The sequence below is a fragment of the Flavobacterium sp. KH_035 genome (assembly GCF_057839565.1).
The window spans coordinates 1,394,402-1,416,375 of the sequence record NZ_CM174492.1; the positions used below are offsets into that span (position 1 = coordinate 1,394,402).

The 21,974-nt window shown below is 36.2% G+C and carries 18 protein-coding genes; 7 read left to right on the plus strand and 11 right to left on the minus strand.

All coding sequences use genetic code 11. The features are described from left to right. Positions 1–6: 6 nt before the first annotated feature. The 7 genes from AC3IS6_RS06140 to AC3IS6_RS06170 form a co-directional block, all read right to left on the minus strand. A complete protein-coding gene (locus AC3IS6_RS06140; protein WP_489164113.1) occupies positions 7–1,119 on the minus strand; it encodes a PepSY-associated TM helix domain-containing protein in 1,113 nt (370 codons plus the stop codon). Positions 1,120–1,174: 55 nt separating this feature from the next. Next, complete coding sequence (locus AC3IS6_RS06145; protein ID WP_489164114.1) at positions 1,175–2,734, minus strand: PepSY-associated TM helix domain-containing protein; 1,560 nt, start codon at positions 2,732–2,734, stop codon at positions 1,175–1,177. 3 nt (positions 2,735–2,737) lie between these two features. Beyond that, a complete protein-coding gene (locus AC3IS6_RS06150) occupies positions 2,738–3,040 on the minus strand; it encodes a hypothetical protein (protein WP_489164115.1) in 303 nt (100 codons plus the stop codon). An 18-nt stretch (positions 3,041–3,058) separates the two neighbouring features. Further along, a complete protein-coding gene (locus AC3IS6_RS06155) occupies positions 3,059–3,391 on the minus strand; it encodes a hypothetical protein (protein WP_489164116.1) in 333 nt (110 codons plus the stop codon). A gap of 59 nt (positions 3,392–3,450) precedes the next feature. Next, positions 3,451–5,916 (minus strand): TonB-dependent receptor domain-containing protein, encoded by a 2,466-nt coding sequence (locus tag AC3IS6_RS06160; protein WP_489164117.1) that lies wholly within the window; start codon positions 5,914–5,916, stop codon positions 3,451–3,453. A gap of 217 nt (positions 5,917–6,133) precedes the next feature. After that, on the minus strand, positions 6,134–7,354 hold the full coding sequence (gene odhB, locus AC3IS6_RS06165) for a 2-oxoglutarate dehydrogenase complex dihydrolipoyllysine-residue succinyltransferase (protein ID WP_489164118.1): 1,221 nt from the start codon (positions 7,352–7,354) through the stop codon (positions 6,134–6,136). A 77-nt stretch (positions 7,355–7,431) separates the two neighbouring features. Continuing rightward, positions 7,432–10,206, minus strand: coding sequence for a 2-oxoglutarate dehydrogenase E1 component (locus tag AC3IS6_RS06170; protein ID WP_173965342.1), 2,775 nt, complete (start codon positions 10,204–10,206; stop codon positions 7,432–7,434). Between the two features lie 116 nt (positions 10,207–10,322). Between AC3IS6_RS06170 and AC3IS6_RS06175 the strand changes: the two genes are divergently transcribed. Both AC3IS6_RS06175 and AC3IS6_RS06180 read left to right on the plus strand, forming a co-directional pair. Further along, positions 10,323–10,874 (plus strand): hypothetical protein, encoded by a 552-nt coding sequence (locus AC3IS6_RS06175; RefSeq protein WP_489164119.1) that lies wholly within the window; start codon positions 10,323–10,325, stop codon positions 10,872–10,874. A gap of 54 nt (positions 10,875–10,928) precedes the next feature. After that, the gene (locus tag AC3IS6_RS06180; protein WP_489164120.1) at positions 10,929–11,342 is read left to right on the plus strand and encodes a hypothetical protein; all 414 of its coding nucleotides are present in this window, start codon (positions 10,929–10,931) and stop codon (positions 11,340–11,342) included. Positions 11,343–11,398: 56 nt separating this feature from the next. Here AC3IS6_RS06180 and AC3IS6_RS06185 read toward each other — a convergent pair whose 3' ends face one another. The 3 genes from AC3IS6_RS06185 to AC3IS6_RS06195 form a co-directional block, all read right to left on the minus strand. After that, entirely contained in the window at positions 11,399–11,920 is a 522-nt protein-coding gene (locus tag AC3IS6_RS06185; RefSeq protein ID WP_489164121.1) for a hypothetical protein, read from the minus strand. A gap of 71 nt (positions 11,921–11,991) precedes the next feature. After that, complete coding sequence (locus AC3IS6_RS06190) at positions 11,992–12,345, minus strand: hypothetical protein (RefSeq protein ID WP_489164122.1); 354 nt, start codon at positions 12,343–12,345, stop codon at positions 11,992–11,994. Positions 12,346–12,386: 41 nt separating this feature from the next. Beyond that, a complete protein-coding gene (locus tag AC3IS6_RS06195) occupies positions 12,387–13,412 on the minus strand; it encodes a LacI family DNA-binding transcriptional regulator (RefSeq protein ID WP_263362413.1) in 1,026 nt (341 codons plus the stop codon). Between the two features lie 166 nt (positions 13,413–13,578). Here AC3IS6_RS06195 and AC3IS6_RS06200 point away from each other — a divergent pair, with 166 nt between their 5' ends. From AC3IS6_RS06200 to AC3IS6_RS06210, 3 genes are all read left to right on the plus strand, one after another. After that, positions 13,579–16,218, plus strand: a complete 2,640-nt coding sequence (locus tag AC3IS6_RS06200) for a TonB-dependent receptor (RefSeq protein ID WP_489164123.1) — start codon at positions 13,579–13,581, stop codon at positions 16,216–16,218. Positions 16,219–16,289: 71 nt separating this feature from the next. Continuing rightward, positions 16,290–17,510 carry an MFS transporter gene (locus AC3IS6_RS06205; RefSeq protein WP_489164124.1) on the plus strand — a complete coding sequence of 407 codons (1,221 nt, stop codon included), beginning with the start codon at positions 16,290–16,292 and terminating at the stop codon, positions 17,508–17,510. After that, on the plus strand, positions 17,500–19,365 hold the full coding sequence (locus tag AC3IS6_RS06210) for a trehalase family glycosidase (RefSeq protein ID WP_489164125.1): 1,866 nt from the start codon (positions 17,500–17,502) through the stop codon (positions 19,363–19,365). The genes AC3IS6_RS06205 and AC3IS6_RS06210 overlap by 11 nt, the downstream gene beginning before the upstream one ends. 128 nt (positions 19,366–19,493) lie before the next feature. Here AC3IS6_RS06210 and AC3IS6_RS06215 read toward each other — a convergent pair whose 3' ends face one another. Then, positions 19,494–20,468 carry a polyprenyl synthetase family protein gene (locus AC3IS6_RS06215; protein ID WP_489164126.1) on the minus strand — a complete coding sequence of 325 codons (975 nt, stop codon included), beginning with the start codon at positions 20,466–20,468 and terminating at the stop codon, positions 19,494–19,496. A gap of 270 nt (positions 20,469–20,738) precedes the next feature. Between AC3IS6_RS06215 and AC3IS6_RS06220 the strand changes: the two genes are divergently transcribed. Continuing rightward, positions 20,739–21,260, plus strand: a complete 522-nt coding sequence (locus AC3IS6_RS06220; RefSeq protein WP_173965334.1) for a YceI family protein — start codon at positions 20,739–20,741, stop codon at positions 21,258–21,260. Between the two features lie 107 nt (positions 21,261–21,367). Then, the gene (locus tag AC3IS6_RS06225; RefSeq protein WP_173965333.1) at positions 21,368–21,967 is read left to right on the plus strand and encodes a TetR/AcrR family transcriptional regulator; all 600 of its coding nucleotides are present in this window, start codon (positions 21,368–21,370) and stop codon (positions 21,965–21,967) included. Positions 21,968–21,974 lie beyond the last annotated feature (7 nt).

The window sequence follows — 21,974 nt, forward strand, 5'->3', positions numbered from 1 at the left end:
GTTTTTTTATGTCTTTACTTTTTTTGATTTTTTGTTTCTTCCGTACCAGATTATAAAACCGGTTACGGGCAAGGCCGCAGCCGTGAGACTGATAAGGAAGGCAAGGATTTTTCCAGGCAGGTCTAAGATTTGCCCTGTATGAATACCATAATTCATTTCGACCACCTGTAAACCCAGACTTTTTTTGTGGTATGGGTCGCTTTGGATTAATTTTCCGCTGTTTGGATGGAAATAATAATTGCTTTGATGGTCGTATCGCAAGGTATGAGGGTAAGCTCCTGTACCGATTATATCGCCTTTTTGTTGCGGAAATGTGACATAATACATTCCGGCTTTGGGCTGAAGTTTTAAGGTTGTAGTAAAAGCACGATCGACCGCACTAATTGAATTGTTGCTGAATTTAGTGGTGTCAATTATTGGTGTTTTTGTTTCCAACACTTTATCTCCGCCAAAATTGAATGTTTTATAAATTCCGTCACCTACCCATTCGTAGGTAAAGGTTAAGCCGGTTATGGCAATAATGGCCGCTATTAGTGAAATGTAAAATCCGGAGGTGTTGTGCCAGTCGTAATTGACACGTCTCCATTTGGCAGACCATTTTATAGTAAAGCTTCGTTTCAGATCACTTTTTCGTTTGGGCCACCATTGAATGAGTCCTGAAATTAGTAATAGAATGAAGATGATGGTTGCTCCTCCAATAATATGTTTCCCAATATAATCCGGTAATAGTAAATACAGATGGATGTATTCGACAATGATAAAAAAATCAGTTTCGGGATCTTCAATTTTTAAATATTTTCCGGTGTAGGGATTAAAATAGAGATACAAACTTCCTATGTCAGAATAGGTATAAACCATTGCCGAACGGTTTTTTCCATAATACGAAACCATAGTCGATTTGTAATTTGGAAGAATTTCTTTGGCTTTTTGCTGTAATACAGAGGGCAGTACAAAGGGTTTGTTCTGAGGCTCAACAAGCCGCCATTCTTTGCGGGTAAGGTCTTTTATTTCGTCATGAAAGCAAAAAATACAACCGGTAATACTGACAATAAAAACAATAAGCCCGGAAATTAATCCGAGCCATTTGTGCAGAAATCGTATTTGCGTTTTGAATCCCATTTTTTAGTAAAACGTAAAAGTATACGCTAAATTAATGGGGAGCAAGTATTTCTAGTTATTTTTGAATAACAGCTTCTTTTTTAGGTTTTAAGGAATACGCCACATAAAGGGTTGTCGAAGCGAGAAAAATCCAGAAAACATCAATAAATAAAATCTGAATTTTGTTTTGCAGGAAAGAATCCCAAAACCAGGTTCCGGATACAATTCCATTTGTAATCGGAACTAAAAAACCTAGTATACTTCCTGAAATTAAGCAGCATTTGTTTGTAAAAGCATCATTCTTTTTGAGAATAAAAAATAGAGTAAGAATGAGCCATCCCACAAAATACACCAAGTATAGCTGGTCCTGAGTCAGGGGATAGAATATTTTGACTGCAATAAAAGCAAGTGCTGTAATGGGATACATGCTCAGGCATATTGCCAAATAAATTCGAACTACTGCTGCATTAAAACGTCTTTTCTTTTCAGGCAGGTTGTTTTTTTGTCTGGCTACCAACCAAATCATAACTCCTGAGATGATGACAAAACAGGTAATTATGCCTAAAACGAAACTTACAATTTTGAGCGCATAACCACCATAGTCTCCAAAATGTATGCGGTATAACACATTTTTTACGACATCTAAATAGTTGTTTTGAGTAACCGGATTTTTTCGGGCAATTTCTTTTCCGTCCGCAATTCGATACACTACTTTTCCAATTCCGGTGAATTTTTTATGGCTTAACATTTCACCTTCAACCAAAACGTGCATGTTGGCATCTCCGTAATTCTGAATAAAAACGCGGGTGATTTCAAAGTCCTTCCAATTGCTTTTAGCTTTGGCAACAAGCTGATCGATATTAAATGGAGCGGCTAATTTTTTGTTGTCGAATTTGTAATCAGGATCGGTGTATTCTAATTCTTTGTATAATTTATCCTGATCGCCTTTGTACAATGCCATTACAGCCGGAGCTACGATTAAAAGTTTAATCATAAAAAAAGTTCCCGTTACGGCATATACAAACTGAAAAGGCAGACCAATCATTCCTAAGGCAGTATGTGCGTCTGTCCATAGGGTTTTTAATTTTTCTTTTGGACGGAAGATGTAGAAGTTAGAGACGATTTTTTTCCAATGCAGTAAAAGTCCGGTTACGATGGCAAATAAAAAGAACAATGCAGTGAAACCTGATAGGTAGTACCCGACAGGATAGGGGATTTGTGCCAGGAAATGCAAGCGGTATAAAAATTCTCCCAGCGAATAAGATTCTTCGTAGGTAAAGGTTTTGAAGGTTTTGGTATCGAGATAAAAAAATGATCCTTCTTTTTGTTTTTTAGGAGCCAAAGTGTCCTTTGTGCCTTCCATATAAATGGCAACTCTTCGTTCTATGTTTGGTTTAGAAATGGTAAGATTTCTTCCGTGCAGGACGTATTCTTTGTCAAGTTTCTTTAGGGTCGAATTATAGTCCAGTTGAATTTCTCTATTTATAGCTGAGGATTCATTTCTTTCCCAATTGATGATTTCATCCCTGAAGAAAGAAAAGGAGCCTGCGAAAAAAATCACAAAAAGGACTACGCTGATCACAATTCCGCTAACGGTATGGGTATGAAAATAGATGTTGTAATTACGATTGTTCATAGGTTATTTTGCTATTGGATTGTAGGTTTGACCAAGGTATATTAAAAGAGAAAAAACTAAAGAAAGGAGGATGTAGATTCCCCAGATTTTCCATCCGTTTTTGGCCAGGAAAGCAATAACCATAAGGACCACCCAAAGAATGAATCCGCTAAAAGCCATGGTCATTAATATGTTGGCACGGTTGAACCAGGCCGCTAAGGCCAAATGAAAAGTAACTGAAACAAAATAGCCGCCTAATATAGCAGCTGTAATTTTGGCAAATCGTTGCCATTTGGATTGGGTTAAATATTTTGGATTTGCCGGCATATTTTGGTTAGCAATAAGTTAGTAGTAATAAAATTCCAGTAAAGCAGCGAGTATAAAAAAAGCAAGAATTGCGTATCGGTTTACTTTTTTGAGAGGTGCCAAAATGATGATGAGACTTCCAATGGTCATGAGCTGAATGAAGAACATAAAAGTTCCGCAGCACAAGGATTGTGTAAACAACCAAAGAATGTAAGCTAGTAAAAGAAGTCCCAGGCCCAAAAGTTTGGTTGGTTTAGGATTGCTTTTCATCCATTTTTCAAAACCTAAATCATACGATAATGCAGCTCTTTTTGAGGTGTAATAAAGGGTGTAAAAAGCTAAAAAAACGATTAGACTTGCAATTGTTATCATGATTGACAGAATTTAAAAACCACCTTTCCGTACAAAGAAAGGTGTTTTTTTGTTTTGTATTAGAATTTGTAAGCGAAGCTTGCCGCTACACTTCTCATGTTTCTTGGGTGAATGGTAGACCAGCCATCGTAAGTATCTGCGTTGGCGATGTTATCCATTTTTAAAGTCAAAGTAAATTTCTCTGCTGAATAGAAAATAGAAGAGTTTAGTACAGTGTATTCCGGAATTGTAAATGCTCCGGTTGTTTTTCTGTTCATGATCTTGTTATCTCCTACATAGTTTCCTCCAAAACCTAGTCCGAAGCCTTGTAGTGGTCCTTCCAGGAATTTGTAACTCGCCCAAAGATTGGCTAGGTTTTGTGCTCCGGCACTTTCAGGTCTGAAATTTACAAATTCAGGATCTCCGGCAGTTAATACCGCGTCGTTATAGCTGTAGCCAAATACGATGTTTAAACCAGCAACAGGGTTAGAAACGATTTCGGCTTCAAAACCTTTGTTCTTCTGACCTCCATTTTGGAAAGAAGTAGAGTTGGTAGCATCTGTTCTGATGCTGTAAACCTGATCGGTAACTTTGATGTCATAGTAGCTGAAAGTTGCATAAAGTTTGTCTTTGAAAAGGTTCAGTTTAGTACCAACTTCAAATTGATTAGCATGTTCCGGGTTGTAAACTCTTGGAGTTCCCACACCTGCAATCAGGTCTTCTCCGGGAGCAACGTTTGAAAATCCGTCCATATAATTGGCGAAAACAGAAACTTTATCCAAAATCGGCTGATACACTAATCCGAATTTAGGAGAAAAAGCAGTTTGATTGTATCCTCCGTTGTCGGCGTTCATAAAACGGTCTACACGTATACTTGCCATGGCAGACAATGCCGGAGTAAAATTGATGACATCCGAAACATAAACACTGTACACTTCCTGTTTTGTTTTGTTATTGTTTGTTTTTGCTTTTGCTAAAAGAGCATCGGTTCCGGCTTTGGATAAATTTCCATTATCACCGGTTGTAATGTATTTTGCAGGATCGGTAATTTTGTAGACCTCTTCGTTAACCGTTTTCAAACTGGCATTACCAATGTATACATCTCCATTTGCAACATATCCGGTACTGTTGTTTATCAATGAAGTGTTGAAGTAGTCAAAACCTGTAACAATTCTGTTTCTTAAGGCTCCTATTTTTAAATCGCCTATGAAATTCTGTTGAATATCAGTGGTTAAAGTTGTCGAATTTTGATAGTTTAAAGAACGACCTAATACTATTCCTTCGGAAATAGTGGGTATTGATTTCGTTTTTTCATACAGATAGGTGTAGTAACCTTCAGACTTTGTTGATCCTCTGGAAATAACGGTTTGAGAAGTCCATTCGTTATTAAACTTGTAAATCATCTGTCCTTGCAGGTTGTAAGATGGAGTTTCGATAGCAAGCTGGTTACTGGTATAAGAACGTTTATTGTCATAGCCCAGTTCTTTCATATTGTGAACTCTTAAAGGCGTAGCTCTGTCTAAAAATAACATGGTAGGATTCGTCGCTTTATTGTTCATAAATTCAGTATTAACAAAAAACGAAAGTTTATCGTTTACTTCGTAAGACAGAGAAGGGGCAAAAAAGAATGATTTTTTAAATCCTGCATCCTGAAAACTATTTTCATTGTGATAAGCAGAATTGATGCGTAGGTTTACTTTGTGCTCGTCGTCTAATGGGGTGTTAACGTCGGCAGTAACTCTGTTTAATCCGTAACTTGCAGCGGTGTAGCTTATCTCGCCTCCGAAATGATCGTAAGGTCTTTTGGTTGTGATGTTAATTAATCCTCCGTAGGAAATAAGGCTACTTCCAAACAAGGTTCCTGATGGTCCTTTGATTACTTCGATTCTGTCGATGTTTGCAGGATCAAGACTTCCGTTTGTTAGTCCCGGTAATCCGTTAATCATAGTAGGCTGAACAGCAAAACCTCTTAGAGAGAAATAGCCTGCACCATCATTTCCACGTCCTGTAGAAGCCCAAAGTGTGGTTAATCCCGGAGCGTTTTTAAGAGCGTCGTCGATATTGGTTACGACTTGTTCTTTTAGTAACTCGCCTGTAATAGTAGAATAAACTTGCGGGTTTTCAAGATTTTTAAGAGGTAATCTTGATACTTGCTGGTTTTCTTTGCGGGCTAATGGATTTTTTTTTCCGTGACCGTTGATTACAATTTCGTCCAGTTGTTCAGAATTGGAACTGATCGTGAAATCTTCAATTATTTCGTCTCCGGCATTAAGAGAAACACTTTTTTCTTTAGAAGAATGTCCAACAGCCGAAACTTTAATGATGTAGCTTCCCGGTTTGATGTTTTTAATCTCGTAAAAACCTTTACTGTCTGTGTTGGTTCCAATTTTGGTTCCTTTTAATACAATAGTTACATTATCGGCAGCCTGATTGTTAGTTAGGCTAATCTGACCTTTTAGAGATGCTTTTCCTTGTGCCGAAATTGTGGTAGTGGCCAATAGGAAAAAGAAGAAGCTTAAAAAGGAAATGTTAAACTTATATTTCATTTTTTATTTAGAATTAATTTGAATAGTGCAAATTTAATTGCAGAACACAAGCCAAGCAAGTTATTCTTATTTATTCTAAATAAAATATTTTTTAGGGGTTAAAATTTTTATTTGTTTAAAATTTTAACATCTTAGGCGAAATTTAAGCTAATATTAAGAAAAAAAACCTGCTCAGATAAATGAGCAGGTTTTATATGATTGTAGAAAATTATTACAATTACAATTCTAAAGCGCGTTTAGCATCGCCATTCATTAATAACTCTAACGGATTTTCTAAAGCTTCTTTTACAGCTACTAAGAAACCAACTGACTCACGTCCGTCGATGATTCTGTGGTCGTAAGAAAGTGCAACGTACATCATTGGGTGAATTTCAACTTTACCGTTTACAGCAATTGGGCGCTCAATAATGTTGTGCATTCCTAAAATTCCTGATTGAGGAGGGTTGATAATTGGCGTACTTAGCATACTTCCAAAAACTCCACCATTAGTAATAGTGAATGTTCCACCTGTCATATCGTCAACTGTAATTTGACCGTCACGTGCTCTAAGCGCTAATCTTTTGATTTCAGCTTCGATTCCACGGAAAGTCAACAATTCAGCGTTACGAACTACAGGAACCATTAAACCTTTTGGTCCTGAAACTGCGATAGAGATATCAGCAAAATCATAAGCTACTTTATAATCACCATCCATCATAGAGTTTACGTCCGGATATAATTGTAAAGCTCTTGTAACTGCTTTTGTAAAGAATGACATGAATCCTAAACCAAGACCACCATGTTTTGCTTTGAAAGCATCTTTGTATTCGTTACGAATCTGGTTGATTGGTGTCATGTTAACTTCATTGAAAGTCGTTAACATTGCTGTTTCGTTTTTAGCAGCTACTAATCTCTCTGCTACTTTACGACGTAACATTGATAATTTGGTACGCTCAGATCCACGGCTTCCGCCAGTTGGAGTTCCCATTGAAGGTACTGCGTTTACTGCATCGTCTTTAGTGATTCTGCCTCCTTTACCGGTTCCTGAAACGGTTGCCGGTGCTATGTTTTTTTCGTCTAATATTTTTCTTGCTGCCGGAGATGGAGTTCCCGCTGCATAACTTGTAGCTGCCGGAGCCTGAACCGGAGCTGCTTTTGGTGCTTCAGCTTTTACTTCAGCCTTTGGAGCCTCAGCTGCCGGAGCAGATCCTGACGGTTTTGCTGCACTTGTATCAATTAAACAAACTACAGCACCTACTGCTACTGCATCACCTTCTTCTGCTTTTAGCGTAATTGTTCCGCTTGCTTCAGCCGGTAATTCAAGAGTAGCTTTGTCTGAATCAACTTCAGCAATAGCTTGATCTTTTTCTACATAATCTCCGTCTTTTACTAACCAAGTTGCAATTTCAACTTCTTTTATTGATTCCCCTGGTGATGGGACTTTCATTTCTAAAATCATCTTATTTTTTGTTTAAGGTTTTTATGGTTTAAAGTTTCCTGTTGTTAAACCGGAAACTTTAAACTTGAAACATTTTTTTATCTGAATAAATTTTTATCGAAAACCATTCTAATCGCATCAGCATGACGACGTTTTGAACGCGTGTAGCTTCCTGATGCAGGAGCAGAATAAGCTTTTAATGAAGCCAATCTCCATTTTACTAGGTCAAAGTTCATCAGCATAAAGCTGTAAGCTCCCATGTTTTTAGGCTCTTCCTGTGCCCAAACATAATCGTCAACATTTGGATATTGTGCAATGATTTCTTTGATTTGTTCCACTGGGAAAGGGAATAATTGCTCGATACGAACAACTGCAACATCATTTCTTCCGTTGTTTTCTCTTTCAGCTACAATGTCGTAGTAGAATTTACCGGTACAGAATACTAAAGATTTTACGTCTTTTTTGTTTACTGTAGTATCATCAATCGTTTCCTGGAAAGTTCCTGTTGCCAGTTCTTCAACAGTTGATACGCATCTTGGATCACGTAATAAACTTTTTGGAGAGAAAACGACCAAAGGTTTACGGAAATTTGTTTTCATTTGTCTTCTTAACAAGTGGAAGAAGTTGGCAGGCGTTGTACAATCGGCAACGTACATGTTGTGTCTTGCGCAAAGTTGTAAGTAACGTTCCATTCTTGCAGAAGAGTGTTCAGCTCCCTGACCTTCATATCCGTGAGGTAATAATAAAACAATACCGTTTTGGTTGTTCCATTTGTCTTCTCCACAAGAGATGTATTGGTCAATCATGATTTGAGCTCCGTTAGAGAAATCTCCAAACTGTGCTTCCCAGATTGTTAAGGCATTTGGATTGGCTAATGCATATCCATAATCAAAACCAAGAACACCATATTCAGATAAAAGAGAGTTGAATACACCAAATTTCCCTTTTTTGTTCTCAATAGAATTCAATAAAATCACTTCTTCTTCAGAATCTTCCACTTTAACAACTGCGTGACGGTGAGAGAAAGTACCACGTTCTACGTCCTGACCAGAAATACGAATGTCGAATCCTTCTGTTAAAAGTGAACCGTAAGCCAATGCTTCTGCAGTTCCCCAATCAAGTGTATTGTTGTCGTATCCTACTTTTCTGTCCGTAACAATTTTAGTTATTTTGTTGATGAACTTCTTGTCAGATGGTAAGGTCGAGATTGTATCGATGATAGAGTCCAGTCCTTTTTTATCAAAAGTAGTGTCTACTTTTTCAAGCATTTGTGTATCTGTTACCTGAACAAATCCATCCCATTCGTTTTTCATGAATGGAGTTATAATTGTCAAATCTTTTTTACGGGAAGCTTCTAAGTTCTCCTCCATAGCCGATTTGTATTCTTTTTCTAAAGCATTTACATAAGTAGCATCGATTATGCCGTCAGACAATAATTTCTCTGCATAAATATCTCTTGGATTTTTATGTTTAGCGATGATTTTATATAAAACCGGTTGTGTGAAACGAGGCTCATCACCTTCGTTGTGACCGTATTTTCTGTATCCTAGTAAGTCAATAAATACGTCACGTCCAAATTGCATTCTGTAGTCTAATGCAAAAGATACGGCGTGTACGACAGCTTCGGCATCATCAGCATTTACGTGTAATACCGGTGAAAGCGTTACTTTGGCAACATCGGTACAGTACGTAGATGAACGTGCATCTAAATAGTTAGTGGTAAAACCAACCTGATTGTTGATTACGATATGAATCGTACCACCTGTTTTGTAACCGTCAAGTTGAGCCATTTGAATGATCTCATACAAGATTCCCTGACCTGCGATTGCAGCATCTCCGTGAACGGCAATAGGTAATACTTTAGAGAAATCATTAGGATAATATTTGTCCTGTTTTGCTCTTGTGATTCCTTCAATTACAGCTCCAACCGTTTCTAAGTGAGAAGGATTTGGTGCTAAATTGATATTGATGTTTTTTCCTGTTCTTGTTTTTTTGTCAGCTGTAAGACCTAGGTGGTATTTTACGTCACCGTCAAAATATTCCTGATCGTAATCTTTACCGTCAAACTCACCAAAAATATCCTGAGTTGATTTTCCAAAGATGTTAGCCAAAACGTTTAGACGACCACGGTGAGCCATTCCCATTACGAATTGTTCAACTCCTTTTTCAGCAGCTTGTTCGATCAAAGCATCCAAAGCCGGGATGATAGATTCTCCACCTTCTAATGAGAATCGTTTTTGACCTACATATTTAGTGTGTAGGAAGTTCTCGAAAGATACAGCCTGGTTTAATTTATTTAAGATTGTTTTCTTTTCTTCAGAAGAGAAGTTTGGCTGGTTTACGTTTACAGCCAGTTTGTCCTGGATCCATTTTACAACGCCGGGATTTCTGATGTACATGTATTCGATACCAATGTGCTGGCAGTAAATAGTCTGAAGACGTGTTACGATATCCTGTAATGTAGAAGGCGCTACTCCGATTGCCTGAGCAGCATCAAAAACTGTTGAAAGATCAGCAGTTGTTAATCCGAAGTTTTCAATGTCTAAAGTTGGAGACGATGTTCTGCGATCACGAACAGGGTTTGTTTTTGTAAACAAGTGCCCGCGTGTACGGTAAGCATCGATTAATTTTAGGACATTGAATTCTTTTTGTAATTTATCAGAAACTAAACTACAATCTACGTTGTCGTTTGTTACGTATTCAACAATTCGTTGAACCGGATTTTCGTCATTATAAGTCGTTTGTCCAAAATCGAAACCTTGAAAAAAACTTCTCCAGCTTGGCTCAACGCTATCTGGGTTTACTAAATACTGATCATATAATTGTGCGAAAAACTCTGTATGCGCTGCATTTAAAAATGAAAACCTATCCATAATATGAGTGAATATACTTTTTGTTAAATAGAATCGCAAAAGTACAACAATCACATTTATTTAAATCTTTTTTTTACGTACTTTTACGTAAAAATTTGTTAAAAATAGACTCAACTATGGATAAAAATCAAATTTCAATCGTTTTCAGAATTTTTTTTGTGATTTTGGTAGTCTTATTTTCAAGTTCTGCAATTGCACAGCAAAAATATGTTATAGATAACAGTAATCATTTTTGGGAGAAAGTTCAATTTGGAGGAGGTCTTGGTTTAGGAATTGGTTCCGGATATACGGATATTTCTGTTATGCCAAGTGCTATTTATAATGTAAACGAAATTGTAGCCGTAGGTGTTGGATTGCAGTTTGGTTATTTGTCCTCCAAAAATTATTACAGCTCTTTTGTTTATGGAGGAAGTCTGGTTGGACTTGTGAATCCGATTCCTGAAATTCAATTGTCTGCAGAACTAGAACAGGTTCGGGTTAATACCGATTATAAATCGACTCCTTACCGACCAAGTTATTCTGATAATTACTGGAATACTGCCTTATACCTTGGCGCGGGTTACAGAACCGGAAGTGTTACGATTGGTGCCCGCTACGATGTTTTGTATAATAAAGAAACCAGTCTTTACGGATCCGGATTTATGCCTTTTGTGAGAGTGTATTTTTAAAGGTACTAAGGTGCTGAGTAGCTAAGGTTCTAAGGTTTTTTAATGTTTTTTATAATGATAGAGCCTAAATTTAGGTGTGGTACAAGAACAGCTATTGATAAAGTAGCAAGAGAATTAGATATGCCACTTGACGATTGGATGCAGGATTGGCCGTATGAAGTCGCAAATTCAGTTGATATTGACAAATATATTAGCCAATATCGAGTATTAATAGACGATGATGAAAAATTTGTTCTTATGCGGGCTATAATTCAAGCGACTGAGGAACAAGAGAAAGAAGAGTTATTTTTAAAATATTGGATAATATTACAAGATTTATTGAAAGAAGATTTCTGCATTCATGAATATACCGTTTACTACTGGTCTTGTTTTGATACTGAAAACATAGAGGATTGTTTTAAGATTAGTTCTTTTATGAGACAACTTTTTGCTAATGAACAACAAAAAAAACTTAGAACCTCTTCTTAAAATCAAAAATGACATTTTCCTTTAAAAAGTGCTTATTTTTATCTTGAAGCTGTTGCTTAATGACATTTGAATATAAATCGATCATCTGGATTCCAAACGAAATCTAAGGAGCAGGTGTATCCCCTTAACCAAAATTGACCATTCATTTTTCTAAGGTAAAATCCTTTAGGAAAACTATCGTCTTTACTTATAGGATTGGTAAAGATTGTTAAGGAGCCAAGAGGAGCCTTGTTTTTTTGATGCTCAGAAACAGTGATTTCTTCTTGATTGAGTAATCTAAGTCGTAAATAAGGAGCTGCTTCAAGTGGACATTCCGATAATTCAAATTTCTTCAGACATTCTTTTATTTCAGATATTGTTGCGCCATTTGGAAATCCTAATTCATTTATTGAAATTTCTTTTATTGAAATTAACTTCTTTTTCTTAGAAGTTTTAAATGCTTTATTTGAAAAAATAATTTCAGCAAATTCATTGAGCATGACATTAGACTCTTTTAATTTTTGCAGTAAGTCTTCTTTAGAAAAACCTCCATATTCAATTGTTAACTCGTTTTTAAGGTTGCTATTTGAACTGTTCATTTGGTATGAATTTAGTTTAGCGATTGAAACTTTGAGTTTTTTGTTTGTGAATAATGGAGAAGCCTGGTGTTTTACTTATAATAATTCCGAAACCAAACCTTCTGCCATTCTCTTTTTAAAATTAAAAAAGAAACTTGTTCAGCAAGAATTACTAAATCAGAACCATCGAGTTTTTTAATTTCATTTTCAGAAACGTCAATAATATAAAGCAGGTTCAGATATTCAGCAAATTTGTACTGGATCATTCGGTAGATTTTTTCGTGAAGCTGAATCTTTAGTTCGTCGGGAGAGATGCTCATCGGAAAATCGATTCCTTCGTTGGCTAAATTAAAATCTTTGTTGATTTGCTCAATTAGACTTATATATAGATTTCCACTTTCGGCATCAGCCAATAAAATATCGGTATTTTCAGGAATCGGAAACATTGATGCTTTTTAAGAATTGACGCAAAGTTAAAACTAAAAAATCATTTAACGGTTGATTCTCTTTCAATGATTCTTGTAGGAAGTTCAATAATTTGATGCGTCACCGGTCGATGTTCTTTCAGGTCTGCAATTTCATCTATTAAAAGTGAAACCGCCTGATGCCCCATTTCAAAACCGGGCTGGTCAATTGTAGTTAATTTGGGTGAGATAACGGTACTCATAAACCAATTGCTAAAGCCAAAAACGGCTACCTGTTCCGGTGTTTTGATTCCTGCCTCATTAAAGTATTTGATAATTCCGATAGCGACCAAATCGGTGATGGCAAAAATCGCGTCTATGTCCGGATGTTCGGTCATTATTTTTTGGGCATTTTCATAACCATCTTCAAAATCGGTATTGTTATCACACACATAAACCAGTTTTGAATCGTATTCAATTCCGTGGGCTTCCAGAGCTCTTTTGTATCCTAAAAATCGGTCAATGGAATTTTGAGGAACGTACGAACCTCTAAAATGTGCGATCTTTTTGAATCCTTTATTAATGAGGTAAGAAACGGCGTCGAATGCTGCTTTGGCATCATTGATAACGACTTTGGAACAATCGACTCTTTTGGCAATTTTATCAAATAAAACGACAGGGGTATTTTTACGGATGGCTTCATTGATATGAAAAAAGTCATCTGTTTCATTAGAGAGTGACATCAAAACCCCGTCTACACGTTTTTGAATTAGTAAGGCCAGTTGTTTTTTCTCCAGTTCGTATTTTTCGTTGGATTGTAATATAATGACAAGATAGCCTCTTTTTTCGGCTTCTTCGAGAATACCATTTAAGACACTTGAGAAAAAATGATGCACGGTGGCCGGAATAATGACACCTATTGTTTTGGTTTCATTGGTTCTAAGGTTTACTGCAACCGAATTGGGCATGTAATTCATGGTTTCGGCCATTTCGATCACTCGGGCACGTGTAGACTTGCTAATATCTGTATAGCCTTTTAGTGCTTTTGAAACCGTGGTAACCGAAATTCCTAATGCTGAGGCTATATCTATTAATTTTGTGTCATTCATGAAATAAAAGTACTAAAAAATAAAGTGTATTAGTAAAAAATTAACTTACGAAAACGTTTTAGGTCATTTCGAAAACGTTTTCGATTTGGAATTCTTAAATTAGAGTTAATTCCTTGAGTAAGTTTACATTCACAAATGAAAGATTTACTAACTAAACCAAAAAATCATGAAACAGCAACATTCTTATTTAGGCATATTATTTTTAATATTGTGCTTAATTTCTGTTCCAAACCATCTGTTTGCCCAGAATAAAAATACCGTTTCCGGAAAGGTGCTCGATGAGAGTGGTCAAACCATTCCAGGCGCCAATGTTTCGCTAAAAGGAACAGATAAAAATACCATTACTGACGAAAACGGAAGGTTTGTATTTGCGAACCTTGCTGCAGGAGACTATACTATTGTAGCGACTAATATTGGTTATAAAACCTTTGGAAAACAAATTACAGTAAAAGAAGGGGAATCTGTAGAGGTAAATTTACTGCTTGAAGGAGAATCACAAAGCCTGAAAGAAGTTGTGGTAACGGGATCTTCAAGTCCGAGGTCTAAATTAGAATCCAGTGTGGCCATTACCACAATGGGTGCTAAGGCTATCGAAGACAGAGCTCCGGCCAGTACAGCAGCTTTATTACAGACTATTCCCGGATTTGTGGTAGAAGCCTCAGGAGGAGAAATCGGAAACAATCTTTTTGCAAGAGGAATCCCTTCTGCGGGGGCGTATGAGTATGTACAGATTCAGGAAGACGGATTGCCTGTTTTTGAAGATGGTGCCCTGCAATTTGCGAATGCCGATACTTTTTACAGATTAGACGAAACCGTGAGCAAAATGGAAGCAGTTCGTGGAGGCTCGGCATCCATTTTTGCCAATAATGCTCCGGGTGGAATCATTAATTTCATTTCCAAGACAGGTCAGAATGACTTTCAGGGAAGAGCTAAATTCTCGACTTCGGATTACGGAATGTTCCGAACAGATCTTAATTTATCGGGTGCTTTAATTCAGGACAAATTGTTCTTTAATATAGGAGGTTTTTACAGAGCCGATAATGGGGTAAGAAATACCGGTTTTACTGCTAATAAAGGAGGACAGATAAAAGGAAACATTACTTATAAATTTGATGATAACGATTATTTGAGAATTAACTTTAAACATCTTGACGACAGAAATACATTCTACCTGCCAATTCCGTTAAAAAGTAATAATGGAAAAATCGAAGGAATTCCGGGCTTTAATCCTAATTACGGAACACTGACGTCAGTAAATTTCAGTCGTTTAAACGTTCCTCAATACGGTGGCGGAACTTTTAGTGCAGATTTAGAAGATGGTTCTCATCCGATAATCAATTCGATTGGTGCTGAATTTAAAAAGAAGATATCGGAGAAAGTGACTTTTAAAAATGCATTCAAACAAACGAGTATCAATTTGAATTACAATGCTATTTTTCCAAATGGAGGTCCGTGGACACAAAGCGCTTATGCAAGCGGTGTTCAGAATACAACGGCCAGTAATCTTACCTATTCTTATGTAGATAACGGCGCAACACTTGATCCAAATGCTTTGATCATGAGAGCAGATCTTTGGCATATCGAGAAAAAGATGAGCAATTTTGCCAATAACTTCTCTTTTGCATTTGATTTAGATCCGGTAAAATTAACAGCAGGGTACTATTATTCGAACTGGAAATCGAATCAATACTGGAACTGGAATTCGTATTTAGTAGGTGTTTCAGATAATCCAAGATTGTTAAATGTAAAAGACAATACATCAGGAGTAAATCATACCTGGAATGGGGTGGAAAGAATTACATGGTTAGAAAGAGATGCGCAAACCAAAGGACTTTTGAATGATGTTTATGCCGATGCCGAAATCAAAGCAACAGACAATCTGACTTTTAATGCTGGTTTACGATATAACAAAGACAAGTATTCCGGTTATAGAGACAATGCCCGTTTTTTTGCAGAGAATTTAGGGATTTTAGATAACAATACGGCCGATGATAAGGTAACAACGGTTAAAGGAAATCCGTATACGTACTGGAGATATGACGTGAGCGAATGGTCGTATACTGCTGCCGGAAACTACAAATTCAATGACAATATGGCTTCGTACGTACGTTACAGTCATGGTTTCAGATCGCCTATCGAAGAGTCTTTTTATGATAATGCAGCCGATTTGAGCAAGCTGGAAAATACCGAGGTGAATCAGTTTGAGTTGGGGTATAAATATTCTAATTCTTTCTTTAATGTGAATGCCAATTTGTTTCACATGGGCTTAAAAAATGTTGCCTTTACAGATATTTTATCGGATGGATCTTCTGAAAATAAATTCGCCGATGTAAATAATATTGGTCTTGAAGTAGAAACGAATGCGAGATATGAAATGGTAAAACTGAATTTTACGTTCACCGTTCAAAAACCGGAGTACGATAATTTTACAGGTACAAATGCAGACGGATCTACATTTAATTTTAACGGAAATACAGCACGAAGAATCCCTAAATTTTTCTGTAACTTAAGACCGGAAGTAGACATTACAAAAGATCTTACCGCTTATGTTCAGTTTTCGTACTACGATAAAAAGTTCACGAATCAAGACAACAAACAAGTTTTACCAGCGTATAAAGAAGTGGGAGCAGGTTTAAATTATACCTATCATAATCTTCGTTTTGCCGTGGATGCTTCGAATTTGTTCAATGAAATTGGTTTAACTGAAGGTGATCCAAGACAAACAACATCAGCCGCAAGCGATGTATTTATGGCAAGACCTATTTTAGGACGTGCTTTTAGATTTTCGGTTGCGATTAATTTTTAAGAGATGTTAAATGTATGTTTGAAACCTGAAACTTGAAACATTTCATCAACTAAAAGACAAACCAATAAAAAATGAAAAACATAGGAATTAAAATATCTCTTTACCTTAATTATTTTGTCTTCGCTATTCTCCTGAATAGCGTGGGCATTGTGATTTTGAAATCGCAGAAAAATTATGGAGTAGATGAAGTTCAGGCGAGTATTTTAGAAGCGTTTAAGGATATGCCTATTGCGATTGTTTCCTTTTTTATAGCTTCTTTTTTACCCAGAATCGGATATCGAAAATCGATGCTGATTGGTTTGGGACTGGTTACGCTGGCCTGTATTTCTATGTATTTTGGAAACTCATTCGACAATGCTAAAATTCTTTTTGCAACCGTTGGAGTGTCATTTGCTTTGATTAAAGTTTCGGTGTATTCGTTGATTGGTACAGTAACCGAAACCAAAAAAGAACACAACGCCTTGATGAGCAGTATTGAAGGTTTTTTTATGGTTGGAATTGCACTGGCTTATTTTTTATTTCCGGCTTTTAACAATGAAGATGATCCCAATTCATGGCTGAATGTGTATTGGTTTTTGGCAGGATTGTCGTTGCTATCGTTTCTGTTTTTGTTTTTTATAAAATTTGAAGAAACCGAAGTCGCTGTAGGAGCAAATCTCAAAGACGATTTTATGCAGATGTTCCGTTTAATGGCGAAATTGCTAACGGTTATCTTTGTTATTAGTGTCTTTTTGTTTGTGATGATTGAGCAGGGAATTCTTTCCTGGCTGCCTACATTCAATACAAAAGTGCTTCATTTACCGGAGAACATCAGTATTATGATGGCCAGTATTCTGGCTATTTCACTGGCAGTAGGAAGATTGATTGCGGGGATTGTAACCAAGAAAGTAAACTGGATCTGGGTGTTGAGTTTCTGTATTCTTTCGGCCATGCTGATTGTGATTTTTGTACTCCCAAAAACAGTTGGATTGGAAGTGAAGAACATCAATACGCTCTCAGATATCCCCTTAATAGGTTTCGCATTTCCTTTAATCGGACTGTTTATTGCTCCCATTTATCCTCTGTTAAATTCGATTGTATTGAGTGCGCTGCCCAAAAACCTGCAAAGTTCAATGACGGGATTAATCGTGATTTTCTCGGCTCTTGGCGGAACATTAGGCTCCAGAATAACAGGTTGGCTGTTTAAAAATGAAGGACCTGAAAAGGCATTTTACTTTACTTTGATTCCAATGTCTTTATTATTAATATCCTTTTTTATTCTTAAAAAAATAACTGCAAAAGATGAAATTTAAACTACATATATCCCAAACTATCGAAAAACTATTGGCTCAGGAAGATACTGATGGCGATAAAAAAATTACGATTGACGATGAGGGTCCAAAGAGATTTTTACTGAACGGTGAGGAAGGAAATTCGACTGTTATTGAAGGAACTTATCAGCTTTCAAACCTGTTGCAGGAACTGGCTTTGGCTAAAAAAGATAATGTTGAATTTGCCGAAATCAGTCTGGATCAAATTATTGAAGATCCTGTGAAACGAATATCGGGAAAAATAAAAAATCTGTATTGGAAGGGACTGACACGTACGATTGATGCCAATGGCGTTAAAAAAATACTGGAAGACAATAAAATAGAGAATGCCATTTCGTATCTGTATGTGCCTTTTGGTGATGAAATCGTTTTTGATTATTTCAAAAAGTTGGAAGCCATTACACCAAAATTAAAAGTAGTACAGCTGCCTAAACAAATCTCACCGGAGTATGTATTGTCACTGAACCAAAAGCCGGGTATTCTGGCTTTGGCGCTTCAGATTAAAAACAATGAAATTTCGGGAGTTCCATTTGTCGTTCCGGGTGGAAGGTTTAATGAAATGTATGGCTGGGACAGTTATTTTATTGCCAAAGGACTTTTAATCGATGATAAAATAGAGCTGGCCTTAGGAATAGCAGAGAATTTTAAATACCAGATTGATCACTACGGAAAAATACTGAATGCCAATCGTAGCTATTATTTAACCCGTACCCAGCCACCTCTTTACACGTCATTGATCAGAGATGTTTTAGAAAAGTCGAATCCCGATATTTTCTGGATTGAAAGGCATTTGAAAACCGCGATTAAAGAATACCGGACGGTTTGGATGGAGGAAGGCAAAAGGCTTACAGCCAATGGACTGAATCGTTATAAAGCAGAAGGAATTGGCTTGCCATTTGAAGTAGAAGAAGGTCATTTTGATGATATTCTGGAACAATATGCACCGAAGTACAATTTGTCTACTCGGGAATTCGAAAAGAAGTATCTTGAAAGGGAAGTTATTGATGTTGATCTGGATAAGTATTTTATTCACGATCGAAGTATGCGCGAAAGCGGTCATGACACCACCAATAGACTGGTTGGAGTTTGTGCAAACTTAAATACGGTTGCCATTAATAGTTTGCTTTATAAATACGAAACGGATATTGCGTTTCTGATTAAAAAGTATTTTAAAGATGAATTTCAATATTTTGAAGACAAATCTTTCTCAAGCGAATATTGGCTTTCAAAAGCAGCTTCCAGAAAAGAAAAAATCAATCAGTTGTGTTGGAATTCAGAATACGGCTGTTATTTGGATTATAATTTTGTAAACGAGGAGCAGCATTTTTTTGAAGCAGCTCCTACATTTTACCCACTGTGGGCAAAAATAAGCACACCGGAACAGGCCGAAATTCTGGTAAAAAAGACGCTTCCGAGATTTAAAATGAAAGGTGGAATTGCGGGAAGTACCAAAGAATCTATTGCGGATGTAGACGAAAATGCACCAATTCGACAATGGGATTATCCGTTTGGATGGGCGCCTCATCAAATGCTTTTGTGGGAAGGTTTGCTGAATTATAATTTTAACGAAGAAGCCCAGGAAATGGTATATCGCTGGCTTTGGCTGATTACCAGAAATGCTGTTGATTATAATGGAACCGTTCCGGAGAAGTTTGATTTATCGATCAGTTCGCACAAGATTTTTGCAGAATACGGAAACGTAGGAACTGAATTTGATTTTATAACCGAAGAAGGTTTTGGATGGATGAACGCTTCGTACCAGTACGGTTTAACCATTTTGGAAGAAGATTTAAAACAAAAATTATCGGAGTTGGTTGATCCTGATGAACTTTTTTAATGTTCTGAAATAGTAACCCCGACAGGTTTTAAAACCTGTCGGGGTTACTATTTTGTCAAAACACACTAATTTCCACGAATCCATCATAATTAAATTAGTGAAAATTCGTGTAATTTGTGGCAAAAAAATTAAACTTTTCTACCCATTAAATTCTCGCCAAAAGTTCTAAGAATGTCTTTCTTTTCGGCATTAATATCCATTTTTTCTAAAGTTTCAAAAGCTTTAAAAGTATACATCTCTATAGCGTCCTGTGTTGCTTTTGAAGCTCCTGATTCATTAAAAATGGTTTTTGCAGTAGCTATTTTATCGGTATTGTCTTCTAATTGCAAACTGAATAATTTCTCTAATTCTAAAGCTTTTTCAGGAGAAGAAAATTCTCTTGCTTTAAGGTATAAATATGTTTTTTTGTTTTCGATAATATCTCCGCCTACTTGTTTTCCAAAGGTTTCCGGATCTCCAAAAGCATCCAGATAATCATCCTGAAGCTGGAAAGCAAGACCTAGATTCAATCCGAAATCATAAATTAAATCACCTTCTTTTTCAGATGTTTCGGCTACAATGGCTCCCATTTTCATGGCGGCAGCAACCAGAACGGCGGTTTTATATTCGATCATTTTAAGATATTCCGGAATCGTAACATCATTTCTTTGTTCAAAATCAACATCCCATTGTTGTCCTTCGCAAACTTCAAGAGCTGTTTTGCTGAATAGTTTTGCTAAATTCCTGAAAACATTTGGTTCGTATTGCTCAAAATACTGATAAGCCAGAATAAGCATCGCATCGCCGGAAAGAATTCCGGTATTGAGATCCCATTTTTCATGAACCGTTTCCTGTCCTCTGCGCAAAGGCGCATCATCCATAATGTCGTCATGTACAAGCGAGAAATTATGAAAAACTTCAACAGCCATTGCTGCCGGAAGTGCCGTTGCATAGGAGGTGTTAAAAACTTCTGCGGCCATCAAAGTAAGTACGGGACGTATTCGTTTTCCGCCAAGTCCGAGAATGTATTCAATAGGAGCGTAAAGATTTTTGGGTTCTTTCTGTATGCTTTGGTTTTTTAAATAACTAATAAAAAAATCCTGGTACTGACTAATATCGTGCATAAAATGAAATTCTGATTTGCGAGGCCCAAAGATACAATTCATTAATCAATTATCCCTTTTTTAAAAATTGAAATGATTCAGTAGGGTTTAGAATAGGCTTTAAATCTTCTAATTTGTAAGATGTTAAAATTTTTTTTGAAAAAACTTGGAAACTTTTTTGGTATTCACAGTTTCCTGTTTATATTTGCACCGTTAAACGGAAACTTAGAACACTGTAAAAGTTTCCGTGAAAAGTTGAGTAATTTATAACCTCAGTAAAATCAGTAATTTATGAAAACAACATGGACCTTAGATTCTAGCCAGTCAGATGTTTTAATTAAAATGAGACATTCGATAATCGCTTATATGGGAGGAACTACGAATAAATTTGGTGGTTATGTGAACATTGAAGACAATGAAATTGAAGATGCATCGGTTGAGTTTTCACTTGACATCAATAACAAAATTGATAATTTTCAGCAAATCGATACATATTTACAGCTTCAGGACCTGTTTGATGTAAACGAACACCCAATCATTAGTTTTAAATCGACTTCTTTTCAGAAAGTAAACAACAATATCAATTTTTTCAAAGGTGACTTAACCATTAAGGACGTTACGAAAGTAGTAGAACTTGATGCTGAGTTTATAGGAGTCAATACTTACAATGGAGAGAAAAAAGTTGCTTTCGAAATCAAGGGAGATATTAAGCGTCAGGATTTTGGCTTAGATTATAATTCATTCAATCATAATGGAGGTTTGGCTTTGGGAAAAGACATTAAACTTATTGCAAACTTAGAGTTTAGCATATAAATCATACATAATGAGTAAATTAATGTAAAATTATTACAAATATTACGGAAACTTTTTTTGTGAGTTTAGTTTCCTAAGTATATTTGTAGTACAATTTGAAAATTAAAATGAAAGAGAAAATTATATCAAAAGCAAGTGAGCTGTTTTTAAAACTTGGTTTCAAAAGTGTTACAATGGATGATATTGCAGGAGAAATGTGTATTTCGAAAAAGACGATTTACAAATATTTTTGCAATAAAGAAGTTTTGATTGAAGAAAGCACATCATTAGTTCATAAACAGGTACATGAAATAATTAATACAATTGTAGCGAAAGGTTATAATGCGATCCATGAGAATTTTGAAATCAGAGAAATGTTTAGAGATATGTTTAAAAATAATATGGATACTTCTCCCATTTATCAATTGAAAAAACACTATCCGGAAATTTATCAAAATATACTGAGTCAGGAGATTGATTTGTGTAGTCATTGGTTCAAAGAGAATATTGAAAAAGGAATTCGTGAGGGGCTTTATCGTAAAGATCTGAATATAGACATCTATGTGAAATTTTATTATACACTTATTTTTCACATCAATGAAACGACTGTTTCAGAACGGGAAGCACAAAAAATAGAATTAGAGGCGCTGGAATATCACACTAGAGCTATGGCAACAGAAAAAGGAATACCGGAATTGGAAAAACAACTTAAAAAAATTACTATTTAATCATCAA

Excerpts from the sequence above, each read along its gene's own strand:
- AC3IS6_RS06180 (WP_489164120.1), top strand. The coding sequence starts at position 10,929 with ATGATAGAGCCTAAATTTAGGTGTGGTACAAGAACAGCTATTGATAAA.
- AC3IS6_RS06150 (WP_489164115.1), bottom strand. The coding sequence starts at position 3,040 with ATGCCGGCAAATCCAAAATATTTAACCCAATCCAAATGGCAACGATTT.
- AC3IS6_RS06215 (WP_489164126.1), bottom strand. The coding sequence starts at position 20,468 with ATGCACGATATTAGTCAGTACCAGGATTTTTTTATTAGTTATTTAAAA.
- AC3IS6_RS06185 (WP_489164121.1), bottom strand. The coding sequence starts at position 11,920 with ATGAACAGTTCAAATAGCAACCTTAAAAACGAGTTAACAATTGAATAT.
- AC3IS6_RS06190 (WP_489164122.1), bottom strand. The coding sequence starts at position 12,345 with ATGTTTCCGATTCCTGAAAATACCGATATTTTATTGGCTGATGCCGAA.
- odhB (WP_489164118.1), bottom strand. The coding sequence starts at position 7,354 with ATGATTTTAGAAATGAAAGTCCCATCACCAGGGGAATCAATAAAAGAA.
- AC3IS6_RS06170 (WP_173965342.1), bottom strand. The coding sequence starts at position 10,206 with ATGGATAGGTTTTCATTTTTAAATGCAGCGCATACAGAGTTTTTCGCA.
- AC3IS6_RS06160 (WP_489164117.1), bottom strand. The coding sequence starts at position 5,916 with ATGAAATATAAGTTTAACATTTCCTTTTTAAGCTTCTTCTTTTTCCTA.
- AC3IS6_RS06210 (WP_489164125.1), top strand. The coding sequence starts at position 17,500 with ATGAAATTTAAACTACATATATCCCAAACTATCGAAAAACTATTGGCT.
- AC3IS6_RS06175 (WP_489164119.1), top strand. The coding sequence starts at position 10,323 with ATGGATAAAAATCAAATTTCAATCGTTTTCAGAATTTTTTTTGTGATT.
- AC3IS6_RS06195 (WP_263362413.1), bottom strand. The coding sequence starts at position 13,412 with ATGAATGACACAAAATTAATAGATATAGCCTCAGCATTAGGAATTTCG.
- AC3IS6_RS06205 (WP_489164124.1), top strand. The coding sequence starts at position 16,290 with ATGAAAAACATAGGAATTAAAATATCTCTTTACCTTAATTATTTTGTC.
- AC3IS6_RS06145 (WP_489164114.1), bottom strand. The coding sequence starts at position 2,734 with ATGAACAATCGTAATTACAACATCTATTTTCATACCCATACCGTTAGC.
- AC3IS6_RS06155 (WP_489164116.1), bottom strand. The coding sequence starts at position 3,391 with ATGATAACAATTGCAAGTCTAATCGTTTTTTTAGCTTTTTACACCCTT.
- AC3IS6_RS06140 (WP_489164113.1), bottom strand. The coding sequence starts at position 1,119 with ATGGGATTCAAAACGCAAATACGATTTCTGCACAAATGGCTCGGATTA.
- AC3IS6_RS06225 (WP_173965333.1), top strand. The coding sequence starts at position 21,368 with ATGAAAGAGAAAATTATATCAAAAGCAAGTGAGCTGTTTTTAAAACTT.
- AC3IS6_RS06220 (WP_173965334.1), top strand. The coding sequence starts at position 20,739 with ATGAAAACAACATGGACCTTAGATTCTAGCCAGTCAGATGTTTTAATT.
- AC3IS6_RS06200 (WP_489164123.1), top strand. The coding sequence starts at position 13,579 with ATGAAACAGCAACATTCTTATTTAGGCATATTATTTTTAATATTGTGC.